Raw genomic sequence first — 24,530 nt, forward strand, 5'->3', positions numbered from 1 at the left:
CTATTATAAAACATAAAAAACAGGCTTTTCTAAAATTAGAGAAAGCCTGTTTTTGTGATATTAAAGTCTAATCTTACAAATTTATTTCTGTAACGTAGAGGCTACTTTATGCACTGCATTTATGGTAGCGTCCAAATCGGCATAAGTTAAAGCGTCTGTTATAAACCAAGTTTCGAAGGCACTTGGAGCAATATAAACCCCTTGTTCTAACATGCCATGGAAAAAGGTTTTGAAATTCTCGTTATTTCCTTTAGCAGATGTTTCAAAATCGACTACTGCTGTTTCTGAAAAATGAACAGAAATCATAGAACCCAGACGATTTATGGTATGTACAATTTTATGGTCATTCAGTACCTTTGATATTCCTTTATGTAAATATTCCGTTTTTTCTGCTAGACGATTAAAAACTTCAGAATCACTTTCTAAGGCTTTTAACATTGCTAATCCGGCCGCCATTGCTAACGGGTTTCCGCTTAAAGTTCCCGCCTGATACACCGGTCCGAGTGGCGCTAAATAATCCATAATCTCAGATCTTCCAGCAAAAGCACCTACTGGCAAGCCACCACCAATTACTTTTCCAAAGCACACAATATCTGCTTTTACATTAAACAACTCTTGTGCACCTCCGCGAGCCAATCGAAAGCCAGTCATGACTTCGTCAAAGATTAATAGAATGTTATGAGCATCGCATAACGCTCTCAGTTTCTGTAAAAAATCGGCTTGTGGCGGAATACATCCCATATTTCCAGCAACAGGCTCTAAAATAATACAAGCAATATCGTTTGGGTTGGCATCAATAATAGACGCTACATGTTCGATATCATTATATTTTGCTAAAAGTGTATCTTGAGCCGTTCCCTTAGTAACACCAGGACTATTAGGGCTACCAAATGTCATAGCACCACTTCCCGCCTGAATTAAAAATGAATCGGAATGCCCGTGATAACAACCTGCAAATTTTATAATTTTTTCTTTTCCGGTGTAACCTCTTGCCAAGCGTACCGCACTCATACAGGCTTCTGTTCCAGAATTTACAAATCTAATTTTATCAATATTCGGAACCATAGACACTGCCAAAGCCGCAATTTCGGTTTCGATTTCTGTAGGTGCACCAAACGATGTTCCTAATTTTGCCTTATCAATAATAGCATGAACTACAGGCTCGTAAGCATGTCCCAAAATCATTGGGCCCCATGAGTTAATATAATCTATAAATGTATTACCATCTTCATCAGTTAAATACGCGCCTTTAGCTTCTTTTATAAAAAGAGGCGTTCCTCCTACCGCTTTAAAAGCACGTACAGGAGAATTAACACCACCAGGAATAACGTGTTCTGCATTAGCAAATAATGCACTACTTCTTGTATATTTCATTGTGTTTTATTTTAAGATTTCACGATTAATTCCTGTCCAACAGAAATAGTCGTTCCTTGTAATCTATTTAGTTCTTGAAGTTCTTTTACCGATATATTGTACCGTCTAGAAATAGAATACAACGTATCCCCTTTCTCTACAGAATGTACTTCTTGACTCGGACGTGATTTAGCACGTTTAGGCGCATTGCCCGTAACCTCATCATCGTAAGCATATAACTGATAACGTTCGATTAAGGAAATTAGTTTTTCAGGATATTTTCTATCGGTAGCATAACCTGCAGCTCGCAGCCCTTTTGCCCAACCTTTATAATCGTCTATATCTAAAAGAAATAAACCCGAATAACGTTTCCGTTCTGTAAGAAACAACGAGTGATCTCTATACGAGTATTTTGCATCCTTATATTTTCTAAAACATTCTTGGTCGGCATCATCGTCGTGATGAATACTTGCTCCTGTCCACTCATGGCACTTAATCCCAAAATGATTGTTAGCCTCTACTGCCAAACGGCCACGGCCCGAACCGGATTCTAAAATTCCTTGCGCAAGCGTTATACTTGCTGGAATTTTATAAAATTTCATCTCTTCAACTGCTATAGGTGCATAAAGCTGAATGTACTCGGACGTACTGCTAACCACTTTAGGTACCACTTCAACCTGAGTTTCTGCGGGAGTATCTTCATTCTTTACTTCCGATTTTTTAGATTGCTTACGCTCTACGTGTTCCGTTTTATGCTTTGCTTTCGAAGGTTTATACTTTCGCTTACGAGACCCACAACTAAACAATACACTCACTACCAATAAAAGGACTATTACTTGCTTCATGTATTTATATGATTTGAGGCATTTTCTTTTTCTTTAATATATTATTCATTCCGGGTATACCTTGTAATCCTCCTGTATGAATTACTAAGATTTTAGAATTCTCAGGAAAATATCCTTGCTTAATTAAATCCATAACGCCAAACATCACTTTTCCAGTATAAACAGGGTCTAATGGTATAGTGTTCTGACGTTTAAAGGCATTTATAAACTGAACTAATGTTTCATCTATTTTGGCATACCCACCAAAATGATAATGGGTTATTAATTCCCAATTTGTTTTGGTTACAAACTTACTAATATTGTTTTGTAAGAAATCACCTTTTAAAGCAGGAAATCCTAAAATAGTCTGGTGAGGCTCACTACTATTAATAAGTCCTGAAATTGTACCTCCAGTTCCCACCGCACAACAGATATAATCGAATTCCGAATCTTCTCGGGTTAAAATATGTTCACAGCCCTTAACGGCTAAGGCATTTGTACCACCTTCAGGAACTAGGTAAAACTCACCAAAAGCCTCATGTAAATCATGGATAAAGTTCTCGGTTTCTTTAAGCCTAAAATCACTCCTGGTAACATACTTAAACTCCATTCCACAAGAGGCTGCGAATTTAAGTGTGGGATTTAAATTTGTTTCTAAAGCTAATTCTTCACCACGAATAATACCAATAGTTTTAAAACCAGATACTTTTCCTGCATATGCTACAGCAGCAATATGATTGGAATACGCACCTCCAAAAGTTAATAGTGTTGTGTGCTCTTCTTCTTTAGCTTTTAAAATATTGTAATATAATTTTCGATATTTATTTCCGCTAACAAAAGGATGTATCTCATCTTCCCGCTTTATGGAAAGACTTATATTACAATCGGAATTAAGAGTAACCGACTGATTTTCGATAATCGAAAGTTCTGAAGAAAAAAGCATAGCTAAATCTATTAACCTACAAAAGTAATTGAAATTAAAAGGTTAACCATAACTTTTTGTTGAAATTAGAAAAAAACGATGAAGATATTATACGATTGAATAACCATTAAAAACGCAGGTAAAATCGCGTTCTAGGTTCTAGAATTCACTGTTATATTTAGCTGTCAAAATATACGCTCATAGATATTTCCTAAAAGAAAATGGAGGTCTTAATTTTAAGTAGTTGAGTTTTTTTTCGTTTGAATAGGCTTCGCGTTCAAAAGAAATATTCCGGTATGCTGTATTCCAATTCTTATACTGAAACAAACGTATTAAAAATTCAACCCCATACCAGAGGTAAAATGGAATGATTAATAATTCCTTTTGTTGCTTAAGGTGAATATGCTCATGATTTATTACCACCGCGTTGCTTTTTAACTTGGCGTCTCTTAATATCACAAACGGATACAATGTAACACCTTGATAACCTTTAGGCGTTATTTTTTTAGAAATTAAAATCATAATTAGATCATTTCAAAAATCAATCCAAATTGCATTATCTTTGCAAAACATGAAAAAAATTATTCCCGTAGAAAAAGGCGATTACTACCTTACACCTGAAGGTTACCGCTGTTTTACCGCCCAATATCACCTAAAGCGAGGTTATTGCTGTAAAAATGGCTGTAGACATTGTCCGTATGGATACGACAAAAAAACAGATTCTTTTAAGGATAAAAAATCTTAGTGTGTGTTGTTTTTTTAATGCCCTTACGGATGTATTTCTTGAAGACGACTTACTACAAGTTATTAAAAGATCTGAATTACAGGCATGCTCTTCATCGTAACAAAATCGTTAAACAGATGGTGCTTTAATCTATTTACACTCTCAAATTAAAAGGATTAAAAACGTGAAGAACGAAGATTCGAAGCTTTCTTTCGGTTAAAACACGTATGATAATTCGAGATGTAAGAAATCGTTTTTAAATTGAAAACATTCAATTGAATTAACATTTATAGTATCGATTTTATTAGCAAGCTGTGGCTTTACTCCGTAATTGGTATGATTATTGTTAATAACAACTAAAGATATTAAGACTTATAAAGTCTCAACTTGTATATTAAAGAAATGTCAACACGTTTTAAAACGAAGTTGAATTAGAAACAAAAGGCTATATTTACTATACATGATGCAGTAGCTACATTATATTAAGAATATAGTAGCACGGAGTGTCTTTAAATAATTTAATTAATTCGTTATAACTTAAACCTATGAAAAAACTCTTAAAATATTTACCAGTAGTATTAGTACTAATTGTTGTAAGTTCTTGTAGTTCTATAAAAGTAGCCTCAGATTACGATAAAGAAACAACTTTTGACCAATATAAAACTTTTGCTTTTTATAAAACTGGAATCGATAAAGCCGAAATTAGCGATCTAGATAAAAAGCGCATTTTACGAGCTATTGAAGCAGACCTGACTGCAAAAGGATTTACTAAATCTGAAAACCCTGATATTCTAGTTAGTATTTTCACTAAAGCTAGAGAAGAAGTTAATGTGTATAATAACAATTATATGGGCTTCGGTCCTTATGGTTACGGTTGGGGTTGGAGTCCTTATTATTATAACGATTTTAATAACACAACAGTTACACGATCTACAGAAGGTACATTGTTTATTGATTTAATAGATGCCGAGAAAAAAGAATTAGTTTGGCAAGGTGTAGGTTCTGGATATTTAAACGAAAAAATGAATAAAAAAGACGAACGTATTCAAGAATTCGTTGGTAAAATATTAGAAAATTACCCGCCAAAGCCAGAAAAATAATACTTTCCCTGAAAAAGAAAAGTAGTGCTGGGAACCTAGAAATAGGTTCCTTTTTTTGTTTAAAGATTCCTCGATTTTATTTCAAGACAGTTTTAATTTACCTATCTTAAACTTAAGTGGTTTTATATTTACTAAGCACAGATTTAGTGAAATCACTCAATACAAGTGTACCACTGATTTTTGCACGCTCTAAAAGCAAAGTATCCCAATGGCCTGTATTTTCCCACATCACCATTTTCATGGCCTTTACAGCTTCTGGGTTATACGTTTTTAATTGTTGTACCAAAGTTTCTACGGCTTCATTCAAAGCTTCCTGATTATCAAAAACATCTGCATATAAACCTTTTTGTTTCGCCCAATTGGCATCGTAAAACTGCGTAGCATTAATGGTCATTTCAGTCATGGCTATCACGCCTATTTTCCGACTAACTGCTGGTTCTATTACAAAAGGTCCGATACCAATACTTAGTTCACTTAATTTAATAGACGCATATTTCGTGGCTAAACAATAGTCCGCTGCCGCTGCAATACCTACACCGCCACCAACAGCTTTACCTTGCACTTTACAAATAATAAATTTAGGACACTTGCGCATGGCATTTATTACCTTGGCAAAACCAGAGAAAAATAATTTTCCTTCCGCCTCGGTTTCAATTGCAATTAACTCATTAAAACTCGCTCCTGCACAAAACGTTCTATCGCCCCCACTTTGCAAAACCACCACACTCACATTCGGGTTTGTACTAGCGGTATTAATTTCCGCTTCTAATTTAGAAAGGAGCACGCTAGGCAAAGCATTATGCGACGGGTTATAGAATGAAATCGTGCTGACTCCTTCAATTACAGTTTGTGTTACAAATGGGTGTTCCATGTTTTAATGACCTAAATATTAAAAATCGAAGATACTGAAATTTTTAAATTGCAAATTAATATGCCTTTATTATCAGGAGGCAGTTAGTGGCTTTAAGGCGATATACTCATTTGCAAACACTATAATTTTAAATCCTCTAAAGTTTCCGGAGTTGTAATTGGAGTGTCGTTATATTGCAATGTCCACCCCATAGAATTAGTTAAAACATAAAACTTAGACAATTCGCTAATCAATCTATTTTTAGAATTCTTCTTAAAATCTGAGGCTTCCACTTTTTTCATAAGCGATGCTTTTACTTTATTCTTAATCTTATTATAATCTTTGGCCTGAAACTGATTTAAAAAATCGGCCTGAATATCGTAATATTCAAACTCTGGATTAATCTTAACTTCCTCTTTTGGGATATACGTAATATTAAGAATTTTATTAACCTCATCAATATCGTAAGTAATTTTACTTAAGTCGTAAGCAATGGTTACATCTGCATTCACGACCACCAAAGCTCTTTTCTCGGCTGTCACCAAATACGGAAAAACATCTCTGGAATCTTTATATGAAAACACTTCGCTAAAATGACCTTCGGTAACGACTAATTTACCCACATTTTTAATTTGCTCCTGAATTAACATAGAGTTTTGTATAAGCTGGGCATCGTCTTCTTTCTTTTCATTACAATACCTAAGCGTAAAGAATAAGCAAATTGCAATTAGAATTCCAAAAGTTATATTTTTCATTAATTTAAATTTTAATGAAAGGTATAAAATATGTTCTGTAACACATCGTTTTTAAACACAAAAAAAGCATCAACCCCGTTGTAACATAGATGATATGCTTTACCGATTTTGATGCTTATAAACAGATTGATTAATAGCAATACTAAAATAAAAGTTATTTAAGTATTTGTCTATTTTTATAGACCATTAACATATAAAACAGATATAAAGCACAATATCAACAAGATATACCTGCATACTTCTAATATTTAAACGAAACCCACGGTAATTCTTTCTGAATCGCTGTAATTTTCTTATTCAAATTATTAAGAAATTTCTGATGTTGTTCTGAAGTTTCATTAAACGGTTTATGTTGTAATCCCGTCTGAATAGTCTGTACATCTTTCATTAAAACCGTTGTAGTTGGAGCAAGCCATGTTGCTTTAAACTTGTCCCAAATATAATCGATAGCAACCTGATTAGGATGAATTAAATCGGAGGTATAAAATCGATAATCACGAAGTTCGTCCATCATAATTTCATACGATGGAAAATAGTGAATTTGTTGACTTTTGTTAATTTGCAAAACTTGATGAATGGCAGAAATAAGATGGGATTTACTTCGCGTATTTTCTACAAATCCATCCTTTGTATGCCGAATCGGCGAAACGGTAAAAATAACATGTGCCTCGGGATTCACCTCGGCTATAATATCTAGAATAGTTTGTAAAGACTCCTCCACTTCTGCGCTACGCAACAATTCCTTTTTAAATGCTTTTTGTGGTACTTTATGGCAGTTGGCAACTACAGTGTTAGATGCGATATGCCGGTACACCCATGCCGTACCCAAGGTTATTACAATGTGAGATGCTATTTCTAGAAACTGTTTAGTGTTTAACACTGCCGTGTTTAATCCCTTTAAAACGGCCGCTTTATCCAGTTGACTTAATTTAGAATGTGCATCGTAAGTCTGCCATATTTCATTCTGACAAAACAAATCAGCTTCAGTATACACTTTATTGTTTACAGCATGATGCAGTAATTGCTCTATAGCCTTAGGCTGAAACAAAACGCCAAACGGATTTTGAAGATTTTGAAATTTAAAGTAATCGAATTTATTTCCAATATTTTCTACAAAACAAGATCCCAATAACAACACCTTAGACTGATAATCGATTAGATTTTCGGTTTGTTGCTGTATTGGGATCTCGGTAAAAAATTTCATAAGTTAGGCCTTAACTACATAATTTTTAGCAGCTTCTAAAGCTTCTGGAATACCTTCAGGTTTTTTACCTCCTGCAGTAGCAAAAAACGGCTGACCACCTCCGCCTCCTTGAATAAATTTTCCTAATTCACGAACCACTTGTCCCGCGTTTAGTTTATGACTTTCTACTAATGATTTAGAAATATAACAAGACAATAATGCTTTTCCGTTTTGTTCTGAACCAAAAACTAAGAATGCATTGTCTAAGGTACCGCCTAACTCAAAAGACAAGTCCTTAATTCCAGCCGCATCTAAATCTACTTTTTTAGCTAAAAACTGAATACCATCTATGGTTTCAATTTCGTTTTTAAGTTCACCTTTTACGTTTTTAGCTTTTTCTTTTAAAAGCGCTTCTACTTGCTTTTTTAAATTTGAATTTTCATCCTGTAAATTCTGAAGAGCCTTTATAGGATCTTGAGCATTGTTAAGTAACTCTTTTACCTCAAAATAAATCTTACTACTATCTGTATAAAATTCTCTAACAGCATCGTTTGTTATCGCTTCAATTCTGCGTATTCCTGATGCTACAGCACTTTCGGACTTGATTTTAAAATGCCAAATATCCGAGGTGTTCTGTACGTGAGTTCCACCACACAATTCTATCGATTTACCAAAACGAATCGCGCGAACTGTATCGCCGTATTTTTCACCAAACAAAGCCATAGCACCTTCATCTATTGCCTTTTGCATTGGTATATTACGTTGCTCCTGTAATGGTAATTTCCCTTCGATTCGGGCATTTACGAAATCTTCTATATCTTGTAATTGCTCGTTAGTTACTTTAGAAAAGTGAGAAAAATCGAATCGTAAATGCTTAGAATGTACAGCCGACCCTTTTTGCTCTACATGCTCTCCTAAAATTTCACGTAATGCTTGGTGTAATAAGTGCGTTGCCGTATGATTACAAGAGGTTCTGAAACGCTGTGTTTCATCTACACCCGCTTTTAAAACACTATTTAAATCTTCTGGAAGTTCTTTAACCAAATGGTAAACAACATTATTCTCTTTTTTAGTATCTAAAATATAAGTTACATTTCCGTTAGGCGATTCGATATAGCCTTTATCACCAACTTGTCCTCCTCCTTCAGGATAAAACGGTGTTAAATTAAAAACAAGCTGATACATCGTACCTTCTTTTTTCGAAACTACTTTTCTATAACGTGTAATTTTTACTGGAGTTACCAAAGTATCGTAACCTACAAATTCCTGAATATCGTCTTCTATTAAAACAGTCCAATCGTCTGTAGACATTTCACTAGCCGATCTCGATCTTGATTTTTGTTTTTCCATAGCGGCATGAAAACCAGCTTCGTCCAATTCTAACCCTTTTTCACGAAGAATTAAAGACGTTAAATCGATAGGAAAACCATACGTATCGTATAATTCGAATGCTTTTTCTCCAGATACAACGGTATCCGAAGTATGCTCTATTACACCATTTAGGAGTACTAGACCTTGATCTAATGTTCTTAAGAAAGACATTTCTTCCTCTTTTATAACATTCTGAATCAGTTGTTTTTGGGATTTTAATTCAGGGAATGCCTCCCCCATTTTATTGCTAAGTACATTTACTAATCTATAAATAAATGGCTCTTTCTGATCTAAGAATGTAAAACTGTAACGTACTGCGCGACGTAATATTCTACGGATAACATATCCTGCACCTGTATTACTTGGCAATTGTCCATCGGCAATAGAAAATGCTACAGCACGTACGTGATCGGAAATAACACGAATGGCAACATCTACCTTTTCATCTTTGCCATATTCTGTTTTAGAAATGGTTTCTATTTCACGAATAATTGGTGTAAATACATCGGTATCATAATTAGATTGCACACCTTGCATAACCATACACAAACGCTCGAAGCCCATACCTGTATCGATATGTTTATTAGGAAGCATTTCTAAACTTCCGTTGGCCTTACGATTGTATTGCATGAAAACTAAATTCCAGATTTCTACCACTTGCGGATGATCTTCGTTTACTAATGATTTCCCATCTACTTTAGCTTTTTCTTCAGCCGAACGAATGTCTACATGGATTTCACTACATGGTCCGCAAGGACCTTGATCGCCCATTTCCCAGAAATTATCTTTCTTGTTCCCCTTTAATATGCGGTCTTCAGGCACAATTTCTTTCCAAAAATCGTAAGCCTCCTGATCCATTGGAGTACCATCTTCTTTATCACCTTCAAAAACGGTAACATATAATATGTCTTTATCTATACCGTAAACTTCAGTTAATAATTCCCAACACCATGCAATAGCTTCTTTTTTAAAGTAATCTCCAAAACTCCAGTTTCCAAGCATTTCAAACAAGGTATGGTGATACGTATCGTAACCTACCTCTTCCAAATCGTTGTGTTTACCAGAAACACGTAAACATTTTTGAGAATCGGTTAAACGCGTATTTGGCGGTTTCGCTTGCCCTAAAAAGTACTCTTTAAAAGGTGCCATTCCCGAATTAACAAACATTAACGTAGGATCGTTTTTTAGAACCATAGGTGCAGACGGCACAATAGTATGACCTTTACTTTTGAAAAATTCTAAATATTTAGAGCGAATGTCTTGAGATTTCATATTATATGTAACAAACTGTTATTATATTGACTACTTTTAGGGAGTCGTTCTTTGTTTATAAAGTGCAAATATATTGTTAAATTCAGGTTTGCTTAAGGCAAGTCGTAAAATATTGTCATTAGTTTTTTAAATTTGTAACATAATTATTTTTACGATTTACCAGAACACCCTTGGTTTAACACCTTGTTTTTCTTTTATAATTGCAAAAATAGTATAAATTAAATAATGAGTAAGGTAAAATATTATTATGATCCTGAGACGCTTTCCTATAGGAAAATAGAGCGTAAAAAGCGTAAGACGTTTAAGTACATTTTAGGATTTATTACGGCTTCTGCCTTATTTGGATTTTTAACGGTTTTTGTAACCAGCCATTTTGTTGAATCGCCTAAAGAGAAAGCTTTAAAGCGAGAATTAACAAATATGAAATTGCAATACGACTTGCTAAACAAAAAGATGGATGAAGCCTCTGAAGTTTTAGCCAGTGTAGAAGATCGCGACAATAACATTTATCGTATTTACTTTGAAGCAAACCCCATACCTGAAGAGCAACGTAAAGCTGGTTTTGGAGGTATAAATCGATATAAAGGATTAGAAGGTTACGATAATTCTAAACTTATTATTGAGAGCAGTAAAAAATTAGACATCCTACAGAAACAAATTGTAGTGCAATCGAAATCTTTAGATGAAATTGCTAAACTAGCCGAAGACAAAGAAAAACTATTAGCATCTATTCCTGCTATACAGCCTGTAAACAATGTAGATTTAACACGAATTGCGTCGGGTTATGGCTATCGTACAGATCCATTTACTAAAGCACGTAAGTTTCATTACGGCATGGATTTTACAGCCCCTCGAGGAACACCCGTTTATGCTACTGGCGACGGTACTGTACTAAGAGCCGATAGCCAATCGACCGGATACGGAAGACATATTAGAATTGACCACGGGTATGGTTATGTCAGTTTATATGCGCATCTTTACAAATATAACGTTAAGAAAAACCAGAAGGTAGAACGTGGCGACTTAATAGGTTTTGTTGGAAGTACTGGGCGCTCTGAAGCACCACATTTACATTATGAAATCTTTAAAGACGGCGAGCGTATAAACCCAACAAATTTCTATTATGGAAGTTTAACTTCTGAAGAATACAGTATTCTTCTAGAAAAATCTTCTTTAGAAAACCAATCTTTAGATTAATGCATATAGATTTACCTGAAAAACGATATTACGGTATTGGCGAAGTCGCCAAAGCATTCGATGTAAATGCCTCTTTAATCCGCTTTTGGGAAAAAGAATTTGATGTGCTTAAGCCTAAAAAAAATGCTAAAGGCAACAGGAAATTCACTCCCGAGGATATCAAAAACCTTAAACTGATATTCCATTTGGTTAAAGAACGTGGTTTTACACTCGAAGGAGCAAAAACACATTTAAAGGAAGAAAAAAAGAAAACTTTAACTAACTTTGATATTATAGATAAATTGGAAAATATTAAAAGCCAACTTATTCGAATTAAAAATCAACTATAAAAACTAACACACATGAAAAAATGGTTAATTCCTGTAATCGTTATTGCTGCTATAGTAATAGGATTCTACAAATGGGGCGTAGGATTTAATAACACTGCAGTAAGATTAAATGAAAACGTAAGTGAAGCTTGGGGAAATGTACAAACATCTTACCAACGTAGAAATGACCTAATCGGAAATCTTGTAAAAACAGTACAAGGTGCCGCAGATTTTGAAAGATCGACATTAACAGATGTTATTGAAGCACGTGCTAAAGCGACATCTACAACTATTAATCCTGAGAACATTACTCCGGAACAGTTACAACAATTTAACCAAGCTCAAGGCGGGTTAAGCAGTGCATTATCTAGATTATTAGTATCGGTAGAGCGTTATCCTGATTTAAAAGCAAATCAGAATTTCTTAAAACTTCAAGACGAATTAACAAGTACTGAGAATACCATTCAGACTGCTCGTGTTCGATATAACGAAGCAATAAAGCCATACAATAATCACGTAAAAACATTCCCAAATTCGATATTAGCTGGAATGTTTAATTTTGATGCTAAACCGTATTTCGATGCTGAAGCTGGTGCAGAAAAACCAGTAGATGTAGACTTCGATTTCAAATAAAAAACAATGGATTCTAAAGTAGAAAGATTTTTAAGTCAGAAAGAAGAAAACGAAATCGTTGAAGCTATTCGCGTGGCAGAAAATGAAACTTCTGGAGAAATCCGTATTCATATTGAAAAATCATCTTCCATAGACGTTTACGAACGGGCTATGGAAGTTTTTCATATGCTAAAAATGGATAACACCAAACTACAAAATGGTGTACTTATCTATGTAGCTGTGGAAGATAAAACCTTTGTTATCTACGGAGATAAAGGTATAAATGATGTGGTTGCTAATGATTTTTGGGATACCACAAAAGATGTTATTCAATCCCATTTTAAACAAGGTCAGTTTAAGGAAGGTCTTGTTCAAGGCGTGCTAAGAGCCGGAAAAGAGTTACAAGCTAATTTCCCTTGGGACGCTTCAGATATTAACGAATTACCTAACGAAATTTCAAACGGATAAATCGTGCAAAAATTAAAAAACACTTGGTTATTACTTACTTGGATTTGTATCGCATGCTGTACGTCGCAAATTGCAACTGCTCAATTTGATATTCCTAAAAAACCAGAATTTCAAACTAGTGTTTACGATTATATCAATTTATTATCTCCCGCAGAAAAAAGCAATCTAGAGACTAAACTCGTAAGATATTCAGACTCGACATCTACTCAAATTGTAGTGGCTATAGTTGCTACAACCAAAGGAGAAAACATCGGCTTATTAGCTCCCAAATGGGCACAATCTTGGGGTGTTGGTCAAGCGAAAGAAGATAACGGAGTCTTTATCTTACTCGCTAAAGACGACCGTAAAATTTGGATTGCACCGGGTTATGGTGTAGAACATAAACTTACCGCTGGTATTGTTGGAGAAATTACACGAAACGTTATTATTCCCGAATTTAAAACTGGTAGCTTTTATAATGGATTAGATAAAGGATCTGATGCTATATTTCAGCTCCTTATGGGGGAATATCAAGGCGTAAGAGAAACTACAAAACAGGAAGGATTTCCTCCTGGATTAGCAATGTTCATGATTATTATGTTCATTATTTTCATGATTGCTATTTCTAAAAACAAACGCGGAGGCGGTGGTAGAAACGGAGGTAATCGCAGACCGATAAGTATTTTAGACGCTATTATTTTAAGTAATATGGGACGCGGTAGCTTTGGCGGCGGTTTCGGATCATCTGGTGGCGGTGGCTTTAGTGGCGGCGGCGGATTTGGTGGAGGCTTCGGTGGCGGTGGCTTTAGTGGTGGTGGAGCCGGTGGAAGCTGGTAATTCATTGTCATATTTATAATAAAACATCACTTCTTTTTTATATATCTGATTTCTTTACAGATCGTAGTCCGATGTTTTTTTAGTTATATTCTTTTTGATTAACTTTAAAATAAAGGCTATGTTCTTCAATTACTTCTTATAAATATTACATTATTACAGACTTGTTTTTCATAGCTAAACTTTATTAGTACTATACTTAATACTATTAAAAATAATCTTGTTATAATGAAAAAACGTACCAATCTTATAATCAGCGGACTTTTATTAATTCTCGTTTTGAGTCTTGAACTTATAACCGATTTTATTACCAAACTTACAGGCTTAGATTTTTCTACTTTAGCCAACCAACAGCAAAATTTATTTATTGCGGTTGCTGCTTGGATTGCCATAATCGTTTTACGTATACTTAAAACTAGATTTTTAAAGCGTTACGACATTTCTGAAGAAGATAATCTGCATTCCAGAAAAGTGTATACGCAATTTAACATTTTAGAAAAAGTAATTATTTTTATTATAATCATAGTGGCCATCGGACTTATTTTATTATCCTTTGAAGGGATTAGAAAAATTGGTGTCGGACTTTTTGCATCTGCCGGAGTCGCCGGGATCATACTGGGTTTATCGGCTCAAAAAGTAGTTGGTGCCTTACTTGCAGGAATTCAGATTGCCATAACCCAACCCTTTAGAATTGATGATGCTGTGGTGGTTGAAGGCGAATGGGGATGGATCGAAGAAATTAACCTAACCTATGTCGTTGTTCGCGTTTGGGACAAAAGACGCTTGGTTTTACCTTCGTCCTATTTCTTAGAAAAACCGTTTCAGAATTGGACTAGAAATAATGCCGATATTATGGGAACCATATTCTTATATACAGATTACAATATTCCGTTTAACAACTTGAGGGAAGAGCTTACTAGACTTTTAAATGCTTCCAATTTATGGGATGGAAAAGTAAATGTACTTCAGGTTACAGAATCTAAAGAAACAACGGTAGAATCTAGAATTCTAGTCAGTGCAAAGAACTCGCCTATGGCGTGGGATTTACGCGTACACATCCGTGAAAAAATGATAGAATACATTCAAAAAAACTATCCCGATAGCTTACCTAGAACACGTGTTGTTATAGAAAACAAAGCAGTTAAGCCCGATTAATATCTCCACATCCACATAAACCGGAAATAATTTGGATGCATTAGAATTAACTCTTTGCCCCCATACTATTAAATTTCCAGCTAAAGCCTATTAAAAAGTATTGTTGTAACACATTGCTTTCGCTATCCTGTATATAATCTTCATTTACAACACGACTGGCATTTGTATTTTGATTTAAGATATCGTAGGCCTTTAAGGTAACATAGCCTTTATCGTTTAATACAGAATAAGACAGTGTACTATTCCAAAACCAAGAGCTCTTTTGGAAGCCATCTGAAATATTTGAATTATAATTAAAATTCATATTATTTCGCCACTCGAAGTTATTCAGTAAATACACAGCAGTGTTTAATTTTAATCTATGAATAGTAAAAGCAGTATCGTTAAAACTATCTAAACTATAAGTACCTTCAGAAAACTGAGCCGAATAAAAAGATTCTAATTCTACAGTATCCGTTATATCGTAAACCACACCTAAAGAAGGTGCTAACGAACGTACTGTACTAGAATACTGCACGTCATTATTGAAATTGACATTACGTTGTAAATTTGGACGTACGCCAGCAATAACTTTAAGGTCTGAGATAGAATCTAATTTTATTTTTTGAGACATACTCACCACCATATTTACATTATAAGCTCCATCTACATTTACATATGTAGTTGTTTTTATCAAATTCTCATCTACTTCCGACTTACTCACTACTTTATTGTCTACTACATTTAAATTAACATATCCAAAAAATCCAAATCCTTTATTATAACTATTTGTATAAAAACGTGTGTTAACTCTATGGTTTTGGGTCATTTCGAGAGCCGGATTACCTTTTATAATATGCAACGGATTACTAATATTTACATAAGGTTGAAGCTGTGAAATGGATGGTGCTTCGTTTCTTAAACGATAATCTGTTCTAAAAGACATTTTAGATTTTACATCGTATCCTATTCTTGCATCCATGCGCACCTGTGCAAAATCCTGATCAAAATTTAATTCGGGACGAAGCATATCTTTAGACGAAAGGTTTATAAAATCGTATCCCAACTCGGTTCTAAAAGACCATTTTTCGCCACGATACCGCAGTCCCACCTCTGGCGTCGAGGTTACATTTTCATTTTCGAAATCTGTACTCTGATCAAAATTAAAATCACTGTACGTCTGTGACGTTTCATCAAAATCAAAGGTAGATAACTTGCTCTTAGAAAGTGTATTTCTATAGTTATACTCCATATCTAAAGACATTTTATCTTTTAACACAGGTTTTCTAAAGCGTATAGATGAATTTGTTTGTGTTTCTGAAAGATTTCCATCGCCATACTGGTTTCTAATATCATCACTAGGTTCGTCTCCATAGTAATTCGTTTCTGATAACAAGTACTTATCAGAATCGCTATTTTTTAATTGCCCTCCCATTTCAAAACGAATAAAACTTCCTTTTTTACCAAGACGTTTCGTCGCTCTTAAATCTGCAGTAAATACATCAGAATCGTTTATGCTATTTATACTACTAATAGATTTATTGGTGATGTCTCTATCTTCATTAAAAGACTCTTCTTCACTTAGCCAATTACTCGTACTCTTATTGGCTTGAAATCTTGGTCTGAAAGATAGTAGTAATGTAGAATCTAATTCGGTTTCGTAAGAGACGTTGGCTTTATGACTTTGATTTGTTTTAATCGTGCTAGATTCGCTCGATGTGTAGTATGTGGTCTCTGGAAGAAAGATCTCCTTATCTACTTTTCGTCTATCTTCAGAATCGCTTCTCGCGTAAAAATAATCTGTATTAAACTCGTTATACTTTGAAGGCGCACTATTAAAATTCGCACCAACATTTTTAGATGTTATAATTCCATTTCCTCCTGCCGAAAATCCTCTGTCTCTCCCAAACGTATCATTAAGTTCGGCATTACTAAATCCAGGAGCATTTATGTTATTTCCCCCGGCCAATACACTAACTCTACGGGTATCGTTAAACCTATTGTAAATACCAGACATTTGATAACGCTCATCGGTTCCTCCGGCAGCAGACAAACGGCCAAATTCTCCTTTATTTTTATCTTCTTCAATGGTTAAATTAATCGTCTTGCTTTCTTGTTCTCCAGCCTCACCTGCAAAGGCTTGGTCTTTTGTTTTAGTATCTACTATTTGAATTTTTTTAATGATATCTTTCGTCAGGTTTTTTGTTGCAATACTAGGGTCATCTCCAAAAAAAGGTTTTCCATTAACCAATACATTATCTACTGCAACTCCATTTACTGTAATTGTACCGTTTTCATCAATTTCTACTCCGGGTAACACTTTTAATACGTCTTCTACATTCGCATCTTTCTTTGTTTTAAACGACTTGGCATTATACTCTAACGTATCTGTTTTAAAGGTTATTGGAGCTGTAGATTTTATTATTATTTCATCTAAAGCATTATCTTCAGTCTGTAGCCTTAATGTGGGTAATTTTATAATTTCGGAATCAATTTCAATCACTTTTGTATAGGTTTTATATCCCAAATAAGACATAAAAACATTTAACCTATCGTCTGGGGTTTTACCCTCAATTTTAAATTCTCCTTTCCGATCAGTTATACCATAAGCCACTAAAGAACTATCCTGAATACGCTGTAAGTAAACTGTCGCGGCCTCTAAAGGCTCGTCCAAATCCTCTGCATAAAGGATTCCATTAACTTCAAAGCGTTTGGTTTGTGAAAATGATAAAAATGAAACTAAGCAAAATAAAAAAATAAGGAAATACTTCATAAAACTAAATACTTTTCTCTACTTGGGAGATTACAACTTACTCACTAAACAATTGATATAAAACAATTAGTCAATCTTACACATAGAATTGTAAAAATTGAGAAAGGTTAATATAAACCCCGACATATTTTATATGAGAACGCAAGATAAGGATATCTTACAATATGCAAAAAGCCCATTCTTATTTAGAACGGGCTTTAAATACTGACTATAACAATACGTTTATTTTTTACGCATATATACACTTACGGGCACACCATTAAAATCGAAATGCTCACGCAATTTATTTTCTAAAAATCGCTTATACGAATCTTTAACATACTGTGGTAAATTACAGAAGAAAGCAAATTGAGGTTGCGGTGTTGGCAACTGTGTAATAAACTTAATTTTTACGAATTTTGCTTTATATGCTGGTGGTGGATAGCTTTCTATAATAGGCAACATCACTTCGTTTAAAACGCTTGTTTTAATTTTCTTAGATCTGTTTTTATATACTTCTACAGCGGTTTCAATCGCTTTAAAAATACGTTGCTTATTTAATACCGAGATAAACACAATTGGCACATCTGTAAACGGTTCCATCTCACGACGAATTTGTCTTTCATATTCTTTAGCCGAGTTTGTTTCTTTTTCTATTAAATCCCACTTATTAACAAGAATTACAATCCCTTTTCTATTGCGTTCTGCCAACCAAAAAATGTTCTGAACTTGACCGTCGAAACCTCTAGTGGCATCTAAAACAATAATACAAACGTCACTATGCTCGATGGCACGTACACTACGCATTACAGAATAAAATTCTAAATCTTCTTTTACTTTAGACTTACGACGAATTCCAGCCGTATCGACTAAATTAAATTCGAATCCGAAACGATTGTATCTGGTGTCGATAGAATCTCGTGTGGTTCCTGCGATATCTGTAACAATATAACGCTCCTCACCAATCAAGGCATTAATAAATGATGACTTCCCTGCATTAGGACGACCAACAACAGCAAAACGAGGTAACGGATCTTCTTCCTCCTCTTCTTCTTGCTCTGGTAAAGCGTCAACTAGAGCATCTAATAAATCTCCTGTTCCACTACCATTTATACTTGCAACCGTGAAATATTCACCTAAACCTAAAGAATAAAATTCTACAGCGTCTTCGGCACGTTTTCCGTTATCTACTTTGTTTACTACTAAAAAAACAGGCTTAGTTACTTTACGTAACAACTTCGCCACATCTTCGTCCATTCCTGTAACTCCTGTTTCCACATCAACCATAAAAATAATGGCATCTGCTTCTTCAATAGCTAAAACAACTTGTTTATCGATTTCAGCCTCGAACACATCATCACTTCCTTTTACATATCCTCCTGTATCGATTAACGAAAATTCTTTCCCGTTCCAGTCACTTTTCCCGTAATGTCTATCGCGAGTAACTCCACTTACTGCATCTACAATGGCTTCACGTCGTTGTATTAAACGATTGAAAAATGTTGACTTCCCAACATTTGGTCTTCCTACTATGGCTACTATATTACTCATATACTTTTAATTGTCTGCAAAGGTAGTGTTTACAAGTTTAAGAAAAAACTGTATTTTCACGCATTCGCTAAAGATTTACAAAAACATGATATTAGATAACGACATTGTGCTTCGCCCTAGGTTTAACATGGATTTACCTCATGTTAATGAAGCTATTTTATCTGATTTTGAAGCTTTAAAAAACACACAAACAGATTTTGTGATCTCTCGTGTAGATAATCATGTTTTTATTCGAATTCCGAAGCATAAACAGCACTTTTGGTCGCCACAATTACATCTCGAAATTAACGAATTAGAACATAACACTTGTAGACTCCACGGGCTTTTTGGCCCCAACCCAACCGTATGGACCTTCTTTATGTTTCTACATTTTATAGTGGTAATGCTTTTCCTTGGATTTGGTGTTTGGGGATATTCTAATTGGGCGTTACACACTTCTTATGGCTTACAATTGGGTGTTTGTATAGCCATGATTGTACTTTGGTTTGCACTCTATTTTATAGGACGCGCTGGTCGCGCAAAAGGTAAAACCGATATGAAACTTTTACACGATTTTATGAAAAGTAACCTGAAATTATAACCTTTTATTTCTGATTATACCCAAAACGACGCAATTGTTGAGAATTAGAACGCCAGTTTTTGTTCACTTTCACATATAATTCTAAGTGAATTTGTTTCCCGAAGAATTTCTCTAAATCTTTTCTTGCTTCAACTCCTACGCGTTTTAAGGCCGAACCTTTATGACCGATAATGATTCCTTTTTGGGTTTCACGTTCCACCATAATTACCGAACGTACACGAATGATTTGTTCTTCTTCAAAAAACTCTTCCGTGTCCACCTCAACAGCATAAGGAATCTCTTTTTTGTAATGAATTAAAATCTTTTCACGAATGGTTTCATTTATAAAGAAACGCTCTGGCTTATCGGTTAATTGATCTTTTGGATAAAATGGTGGCGAATCTGGAAGTAATTCGATTATACGATTAAAAACTTCTGAAACATTAAAACCTTCTAATGCTGAAATTGGAAAAATTTCGGCATTTGGCACTTTACTGCTCCATAACCCCACTTGCTCTTCTAATTGACCTTGATCGGATTTATCAATCTTATTCAATAGTAATAGAACCGGTATTTTTGCCGATGTAATTTTATCGAAAAAGGCTTGATCCTTTAACTCTGTTTCTCCTATTTCTACCATGTACACCAAAACATCTGCATCTTCGAAAGCAGATTTTACGAAGTCCATCATAGACGATTGTAATTCGTAAGCTGGTTTTATAATTCCAGGAGTATCCGATAAAATAACCTGAAAATCGTCTCCGTTTACAATACCTAAAATACGATGACGCGTGGTTTGTGCTTTAGATGTGATAATCGATAATTTCTCACCTACAAAGGCGTTCATTAGTGTTGACTTCCCAACGTTTGGATTACCTATAATATTTACAAAACCTGCTTTATGATTCATCTTTTACTGCATTTTAGTGATTGCAAAGTTACAACCTTGGTTTATTATATCCGCTTTTACGAACATAATACTTTATTTTCAATTCAATTTAAAGGAAAAAAGCGACTAAGACTGCTCTTAATCGCTTTAAAATATTAGATTTTAATAAGATTACATCCCTATTAAACTCATAGCTTGCTTTAAAACCTCTGGATTACTAGAAATCCAACTCATTAATTTCTGAGTTAATTCTGGATTATCCATAACGTATTTCATTAATTGACCTTTAGCATCAGGGTTTTTAGTGATAAAATCTGTAACCTTGGCTTGCGTTTCCGGATTAGACTTTAAATACTCTGTTGCTTTGGTTCGTAAAGGAGATTCTTTATCGATTAAAGCTTCTTTTACTTTAGTCTGTGCTTCTGGATGACTTAAAAAATAAGATTTCATCTGGTCGGCACTCATACTAGAGACTGCGTTTGTAGCGGCTGTTGTTGTTGCCGACTTTGTGGAGTCACAGCTAGACAATGTTGCAAAACATAATGTAATAGCTAGTAGTAATACTGATTTTTTCATGTGAGTTAAATTACTGGTAAAAACGTATAATTAAAATACTATAAAAATTTATATGTTGAATAAATAATTACACTTCAAAACTATTTGTTCTTAAGCATCTTTAAATACATCTGCTCTACTTTGGTTCTTGCCCAAGGTGTTCTTCTTAAAAATTTCAAACTGGATTTTATAGAAGGGTTTTCTGTAAAACAGCGTATTTTAATATTATAGCCCATATATTCCCAACCGTAATGCGCTTCCAGATCGACTAAAACCTGTTCTAGTTTTACACCGTGTAAGGGATTATTTGGTTGACTTTCCATAACTTAATTTCTTCTATCTCGCGTTCTTCGGCCAGAATTAGAAGCACTACTTTTAGTTGAACTTTTACTAGATCGGTTGCTTCCGCCTCCTCTAGGACTTCTATTTCTAGCGCCTCCTTGTTTAATTGGTTCGGTTGATGCATTTGGGTCTGGCTCGAAACCTTCAACAATCTCTATTGGAATTTTCATTCCGATTAATTTCTGAATATCGGTTAAGAAAGACGTTTCGTCTGCACTTACTAGCGATAGTGCTTCACCACTCGCTCCTGCTCTTCCTGTTCTACCAATTCGGTGAACATAATCTTCAGAAATATTTGGTATTTCAAAGTTTATAACGTGAGGTAAAAGCGGAATATCTAATCCTCTGGCCGCGATATCTGTTGCAACCATTACACGAATACTTCCATTTTTAAAACCTTCTAAGGCTTTTGTTCTTGCACCCTGACTTTTATTACCATGAATTGCGGCGGCTGTAATTCCCGAAGAAATCATTTTTTTAGTCAGGTTATTAGCACCGTGTTTGGTTCTTGTAAATACTAAAACCTGCTGCCAGTTTCCTTCCGAAATTAATTTAATAATCAGCTCCGTTTTCTTAGCCTTAGCCACGCGATATACTTTTTGTTGAATAACCTCAACAGTCGTATTCTCTGGTGTTGCCTCGACAGAAACCGGATACGTTAAAATACCGTTCGCTAATTTTTTAATGTCCTTAGAAAATGTTGCCGAAAACATTAAATTCTGACGTTTCTTAGGAATTAACTTAATTATACGCTCTATATCTCTTACAAATCCCATGTCTAACATGCGGTCTGCCTCGTCTAAAACAAATATCTCTACACTTGCTAAAGACAATATATTCTGATTGCACAAGTCCAATAATCGACCTGGAGTGGCTACTAAAACATCTACACCACGTTTAAGCGTTGCGGCTTGTGGTTTTTGATTAACACCTCCAAAAATAACAGCCGATTTTATATCTAAAAATTCGCTGTATTCTTTTACGTTCTCAAAAATCTGAGCTGCCAATTCTCGTGTTGGCGTTAATATTAAGGCGCGCACTGGGCGGTGTCTCTTTGTTGTTCCTTCGCTTAAAATTTGAAGTAATGGTAATGTAAAACCCGCGGTTTTACCTGTACCTGTTTGTGCCGATGCCAATACATCCTTCCCTTCTAAAATGGGTGGAATTGCTTTTTGTTGTATTGGAGATGGCGTGTCGTATCCTTTTTTATTGATTGCTTTCAATAAGGCATCAGATAGGCCTAGTGAATTAAATGACATACATTAGTATTGAAGAAAATGACATCCTATTTATTATGATATCATTCTTTATGAAGTTGCAAAAGTACGTTTAATTTTTCATGAATAGCATTATTTTAAGAAGACTTACTAAATCCCAATTCAAAGCACAACACTTAAACCACTAATTATTAGTCTGTTTTAAACTTAAGTCACCAACCAAGCAGTGTTAAAAAATGAGTTTTTAAGACCTGAAAATCATAATTTATTAGTAAAAGCATAAATCGTAATCTGCTTTTACAATATTCATAAAAGAGTAAAACATCCGCTAAATAAATCGTATTTTTACAGTCCGATTATCAGCTTTAGAATGCGTATAATTCTGAAGTTAAATATTATAATATCATGCATAATTTAATTCAGAAATACAATATTCCAGGCCCACGTTATACCAGCTATCCAACCGTTCCGTATTGGGATAAAGACGGGATTACTCTAGAAAACTGGGTTTCAACAATTAAAAAATCTTTTAAAGAATCTAATACCACAGAAGGCATTAGCCTGTATATTCACCTACCGTTTTGCGAAAGTTTATGTACGTTTTGCGCGTGTAATAAACGCATTACAAAACAGCATAGTGTAGAAGTGCCTTATGTAGATATGGTTTTAAAAGAATGGAGCATGTATTGTGATATTCTAGAAGACAAACCAAATGTTAAGGAAATACATTTAGGTGGTGGCACACCAACATTTTTTTCGTCTGAAAATTTATCGAAATTAATTCATGGTATTTTTAAAACAGCCCATAAAGCTGAAGATTTTGAATTTAGTTACGAAGGCCACCCCAACTACACTACCAAAGAGCAACTGCAAGTGTTATTCGATTTAGGATTTGCACGTAATAGTTTTGGGATTCAGGATTACGATCCTAAGGTACAAAAGGCGATTCACCGGATACAATCTTTTGAAGCCGTAAAACGTGTTACCGAAGATTCTCGTGCCATTGGTTACGACTCTGTGAGTCACGATTTAATTTTCGGCTTGCCATTCCAAACCGAAGAAAGTATTCGAGAAACCATTAAAAAAACAGTCGAATTAAAACCCGACCGTATAGCATATTATAGCTATGCACATGTGCCGTGGATTAAAGGAAACGGACAACGCGGATTTAAAGACTCAGACTTACCACAGGATAACGAAAAACGAGCACTGTACGAACTAGGAAAGCAACTCTTTTTTGATGCGGGTTATGTAGAAATTGGTATGGATCATTTTGCTTTGCCAACAGACAGCATGTACGTGTCTATGAAAAATAAAAATCTGCACCGTAATTTTATGGGATATACTTCTGGAAAAACAAAACTCATGATTGGTTTAGGCGTCTCGTCTATTAGCGATTCTTGGTATAGTTTTGCACAGAATGAAAAAAGTATAGACGATTACTATGCCCGTTTAGAAGCTAATGAATTACCTATATTTAAAGGGCATTTACTATCTACCGAAGACTTAGTGGTGAGACAACACATTCTTAATATTATGTGTAACCTAGAAACGTCTTGGAAATCTCCTGAGATGCAATTACAAGCATTACCAGAGATTTTATCGCATTTAAAAGAAATGGAAGCAGATGGTATTCTAGATATTTTTGAAGATCACTTAATTGTAAAAGAAGAAGGTCGCATGTTTATTAGAAACATTTGCATGGCCTTCGATTTAAAACTGCATGAAAGCAAACCAGAAACCAAATTATTTTCAATGACCATTTAACTTCATGCTTTA

General features: G+C 34.7%; 23 protein-coding genes. 10 read left to right on the top strand and 13 right to left on the bottom strand.

Annotated elements, in window-relative coordinates; translation table 11 throughout:
- Positions 1-81: 81 nt before the first annotated feature.
- Genes hemL through AC0UBM_RS17645 form a run of 3 tightly spaced genes read right to left on the bottom strand, consistent with a single transcriptional unit; the run spans position 82 to position 3,120 of the window.
- A complete protein-coding gene (gene hemL / locus AC0UBM_RS17635) occupies positions 82-1,374 on the bottom strand; it encodes a glutamate-1-semialdehyde 2,1-aminomutase (protein ID WP_475689526.1) in 1,293 nt (430 codons plus the stop codon).
- A gap of 11 nt (positions 1,375-1,385) precedes the next feature.
- A complete protein-coding gene (locus AC0UBM_RS17640) occupies positions 1,386-2,198 on the bottom strand; it encodes a glucosaminidase domain-containing protein (RefSeq protein WP_475689527.1) in 813 nt (270 codons plus the stop codon).
- Between the two features lie 4 nt (positions 2,199-2,202).
- A complete protein-coding gene (locus AC0UBM_RS17645; protein ID WP_475689528.1) occupies positions 2,203-3,120 on the bottom strand; it encodes a 1-aminocyclopropane-1-carboxylate deaminase/D-cysteine desulfhydrase in 918 nt (305 codons plus the stop codon).
- A 550-nt stretch (positions 3,121-3,670) separates the two neighbouring features.
- Between AC0UBM_RS17645 and AC0UBM_RS17650 the strand changes: the two genes are divergently transcribed.
- Both AC0UBM_RS17650 and AC0UBM_RS17655 read left to right on the top strand, forming a co-directional pair.
- Positions 3,671-3,844, top strand: coding sequence for a DUF5522 domain-containing protein (locus tag AC0UBM_RS17650; protein WP_475689529.1), 174 nt, complete (start codon positions 3,671-3,673; stop codon positions 3,842-3,844).
- Positions 3,845-4,368: 524 nt separating this feature from the next.
- Positions 4,369-4,923, top strand: coding sequence for a DUF4136 domain-containing protein (locus tag AC0UBM_RS17655; RefSeq protein WP_414035123.1), 555 nt, complete (start codon positions 4,369-4,371; stop codon positions 4,921-4,923).
- A gap of 112 nt (positions 4,924-5,035) precedes the next feature.
- On the opposite strand, the gene AC0UBM_RS17660 is transcribed toward AC0UBM_RS17655, so the two are convergent.
- The 4 genes from AC0UBM_RS17660 to alaS form a co-directional block, all read right to left on the bottom strand.
- Entirely contained in the window at positions 5,036-5,794 is a 759-nt protein-coding gene (locus tag AC0UBM_RS17660; protein ID WP_475689530.1) for an enoyl-CoA hydratase/isomerase family protein, read from the bottom strand.
- A 119-nt stretch (positions 5,795-5,913) separates the two neighbouring features.
- Entirely contained in the window at positions 5,914-6,528 is a 615-nt protein-coding gene (locus tag AC0UBM_RS17665; RefSeq protein ID WP_414035121.1) for a DUF4230 domain-containing protein, read from the bottom strand.
- 241 nt (positions 6,529-6,769) lie between these two features.
- Positions 6,770-7,732, bottom strand: a complete 963-nt coding sequence (locus tag AC0UBM_RS17670; protein ID WP_475689531.1) for a GSCFA domain-containing protein — start codon at positions 7,730-7,732, stop codon at positions 6,770-6,772.
- Between the two features lie 3 nt (positions 7,733-7,735).
- Positions 7,736-10,354 carry an alanine--tRNA ligase gene (gene alaS, locus AC0UBM_RS17675; protein ID WP_475689532.1) on the bottom strand — a complete coding sequence of 873 codons (2,619 nt, stop codon included), beginning with the start codon at positions 10,352-10,354 and terminating at the stop codon, positions 7,736-7,738.
- 225 nt (positions 10,355-10,579) lie between these two features.
- Here alaS and AC0UBM_RS17680 point away from each other — a divergent pair, with 225 nt between their 5' ends.
- From AC0UBM_RS17680 to AC0UBM_RS17705, 6 genes are all read left to right on the top strand, one after another.
- Positions 10,580-11,551 carry a M23 family metallopeptidase gene (locus AC0UBM_RS17680; RefSeq protein ID WP_414035118.1) on the top strand — a complete coding sequence of 324 codons (972 nt, stop codon included), beginning with the start codon at positions 10,580-10,582 and terminating at the stop codon, positions 11,549-11,551.
- A complete protein-coding gene (locus tag AC0UBM_RS17685; protein ID WP_414035117.1) occupies positions 11,551-11,880 on the top strand; it encodes a MerR family transcriptional regulator in 330 nt (109 codons plus the stop codon). Before AC0UBM_RS17680 ends, AC0UBM_RS17685 begins: the two co-directional genes overlap by 1 nt.
- Before the next feature lie 12 nt (positions 11,881-11,892).
- Positions 11,893-12,492: a LemA family protein gene (locus AC0UBM_RS17690; protein ID WP_414035116.1), complete on the top strand. Its 600-nt coding sequence runs from the start codon at positions 11,893-11,895 to the stop codon at positions 12,490-12,492.
- Positions 12,493-12,498: 6 nt separating this feature from the next.
- Positions 12,499-12,939: a TPM domain-containing protein gene (locus tag AC0UBM_RS17695; protein ID WP_414035115.1), complete on the top strand. Its 441-nt coding sequence runs from the start codon at positions 12,499-12,501 to the stop codon at positions 12,937-12,939.
- Positions 12,940-12,942: 3 nt separating this feature from the next.
- On the top strand, positions 12,943-13,755 hold the full coding sequence (locus tag AC0UBM_RS17700) for a TPM domain-containing protein (RefSeq protein WP_475689533.1): 813 nt from the start codon (positions 12,943-12,945) through the stop codon (positions 13,753-13,755).
- 225 nt (positions 13,756-13,980) lie between these two features.
- On the top strand, positions 13,981-14,907 hold the full coding sequence (locus AC0UBM_RS17705) for a mechanosensitive ion channel family protein (RefSeq protein ID WP_475689534.1): 927 nt from the start codon (positions 13,981-13,983) through the stop codon (positions 14,905-14,907).
- 46 nt (positions 14,908-14,953) lie between these two features.
- Here the strand turns inward: AC0UBM_RS17705 and AC0UBM_RS17710 are convergent, their stop codons facing one another.
- Both AC0UBM_RS17710 and der read right to left on the bottom strand, forming a co-directional pair.
- Positions 14,954-17,659, bottom strand: a complete 2,706-nt coding sequence (locus tag AC0UBM_RS17710) for an outer membrane beta-barrel protein (RefSeq protein WP_475689535.1) — start codon at positions 17,657-17,659, stop codon at positions 14,954-14,956.
- A 222-nt stretch (positions 17,660-17,881) separates the two neighbouring features.
- A complete protein-coding gene (der, locus tag AC0UBM_RS17715) occupies positions 17,882-19,189 on the bottom strand; it encodes a ribosome biogenesis GTPase Der (RefSeq protein ID WP_475689536.1) in 1,308 nt (435 codons plus the stop codon).
- 85 nt (positions 19,190-19,274) lie between these two features.
- Between der and AC0UBM_RS17720 the strand changes: the two genes are divergently transcribed.
- Entirely contained in the window at positions 19,275-19,769 is a 495-nt protein-coding gene (locus AC0UBM_RS17720) for a GTP-binding protein (RefSeq protein ID WP_475689537.1), read from the top strand.
- Between the two features lie 4 nt (positions 19,770-19,773).
- Here AC0UBM_RS17720 and era read toward each other — a convergent pair whose 3' ends face one another.
- The 4 genes from era to AC0UBM_RS17740 form a co-directional block, all read right to left on the bottom strand.
- Positions 19,774-20,658: a GTPase Era gene (gene era / locus AC0UBM_RS17725; RefSeq protein WP_414035109.1), complete on the bottom strand. Its 885-nt coding sequence runs from the start codon at positions 20,656-20,658 to the stop codon at positions 19,774-19,776.
- 150 nt (positions 20,659-20,808) lie between these two features.
- Entirely contained in the window at positions 20,809-21,213 is a 405-nt protein-coding gene (locus AC0UBM_RS17730; protein WP_475689538.1) for a hypothetical protein, read from the bottom strand.
- An 80-nt stretch (positions 21,214-21,293) separates the two neighbouring features.
- Positions 21,294-21,515 carry a VF530 family protein gene (locus AC0UBM_RS17735; protein WP_475689539.1) on the bottom strand — a complete coding sequence of 74 codons (222 nt, stop codon included), beginning with the start codon at positions 21,513-21,515 and terminating at the stop codon, positions 21,294-21,296.
- Positions 21,516-21,518: 3 nt separating this feature from the next.
- Positions 21,519-22,793, bottom strand: coding sequence for a DEAD/DEAH box helicase (locus AC0UBM_RS17740; protein ID WP_475689540.1), 1,275 nt, complete (start codon positions 22,791-22,793; stop codon positions 21,519-21,521).
- Positions 22,794-23,153: 360 nt separating this feature from the next.
- Here AC0UBM_RS17740 and hemN point away from each other — a divergent pair, with 360 nt between their 5' ends.
- The gene (gene hemN, locus AC0UBM_RS17745) at positions 23,154-24,518 is read left to right on the top strand and encodes an oxygen-independent coproporphyrinogen III oxidase (RefSeq protein ID WP_475689561.1); all 1,365 of its coding nucleotides are present in this window, start codon (positions 23,154-23,156) and stop codon (positions 24,516-24,518) included.
- Positions 24,519-24,530: the final 12 nt, after the last annotated feature.

Source organism: Formosa sp. F44, from assembly GCF_056238645.1.

Coding starts and splice junctions, on each gene's coding strand:
- hemL (WP_475689526.1), bottom strand. CDS start 1,374: ATGAAATATACAAGAAGTAGTGCATTATTTGCTAATGCAGAACACGTT.
- AC0UBM_RS17640 (WP_475689527.1), bottom strand. CDS start 2,198: ATGAAGCAAGTAATAGTCCTTTTATTGGTAGTGAGTGTATTGTTTAGT.
- AC0UBM_RS17645 (WP_475689528.1), bottom strand. CDS start 3,120: ATGCTTTTTTCTTCAGAACTTTCGATTATCGAAAATCAGTCGGTTACT.
- AC0UBM_RS17650 (WP_475689529.1), top strand. CDS start 3,671: ATGAAAAAAATTATTCCCGTAGAAAAAGGCGATTACTACCTTACACCT.
- AC0UBM_RS17655 (WP_414035123.1), top strand. CDS start 4,369: ATGAAAAAACTCTTAAAATATTTACCAGTAGTATTAGTACTAATTGTT.
- AC0UBM_RS17660 (WP_475689530.1), bottom strand. CDS start 5,794: ATGGAACACCCATTTGTAACACAAACTGTAATTGAAGGAGTCAGCACG.
- AC0UBM_RS17665 (WP_414035121.1), bottom strand. CDS start 6,528: ATGAAAAATATAACTTTTGGAATTCTAATTGCAATTTGCTTATTCTTT.
- AC0UBM_RS17670 (WP_475689531.1), bottom strand. CDS start 7,732: ATGAAATTTTTTACCGAGATCCCAATACAGCAACAAACCGAAAATCTA.
- alaS (WP_475689532.1), bottom strand. CDS start 10,354: ATGAAATCTCAAGACATTCGCTCTAAATATTTAGAATTTTTCAAAAGT.
- AC0UBM_RS17680 (WP_414035118.1), top strand. CDS start 10,580: ATGAGTAAGGTAAAATATTATTATGATCCTGAGACGCTTTCCTATAGG.
- AC0UBM_RS17685 (WP_414035117.1), top strand. CDS start 11,551: ATGCATATAGATTTACCTGAAAAACGATATTACGGTATTGGCGAAGTC.
- AC0UBM_RS17690 (WP_414035116.1), top strand. CDS start 11,893: ATGAAAAAATGGTTAATTCCTGTAATCGTTATTGCTGCTATAGTAATA.
- AC0UBM_RS17695 (WP_414035115.1), top strand. CDS start 12,499: ATGGATTCTAAAGTAGAAAGATTTTTAAGTCAGAAAGAAGAAAACGAA.
- AC0UBM_RS17705 (WP_475689534.1), top strand. CDS start 13,981: ATGAAAAAACGTACCAATCTTATAATCAGCGGACTTTTATTAATTCTC.
- AC0UBM_RS17710 (WP_475689535.1), bottom strand. CDS start 17,659: ATGAAGTATTTCCTTATTTTTTTATTTTGCTTAGTTTCATTTTTATCA.
- der (WP_475689536.1), bottom strand. CDS start 19,189: ATGAGTAATATAGTAGCCATAGTAGGAAGACCAAATGTTGGGAAGTCA.
- AC0UBM_RS17720 (WP_475689537.1), top strand. CDS start 19,275: ATGATATTAGATAACGACATTGTGCTTCGCCCTAGGTTTAACATGGAT.
- era (WP_414035109.1), bottom strand. CDS start 20,658: ATGAATCATAAAGCAGGTTTTGTAAATATTATAGGTAATCCAAACGTT.
- AC0UBM_RS17730 (WP_475689538.1), bottom strand. CDS start 21,213: ATGAAAAAATCAGTATTACTACTAGCTATTACATTATGTTTTGCAACA.
- AC0UBM_RS17735 (WP_475689539.1), bottom strand. CDS start 21,515: ATGGAAAGTCAACCAAATAATCCCTTACACGGTGTAAAACTAGAACAG.
- AC0UBM_RS17740 (WP_475689540.1), bottom strand. CDS start 22,793: ATGTCATTTAATTCACTAGGCCTATCTGATGCCTTATTGAAAGCAATC.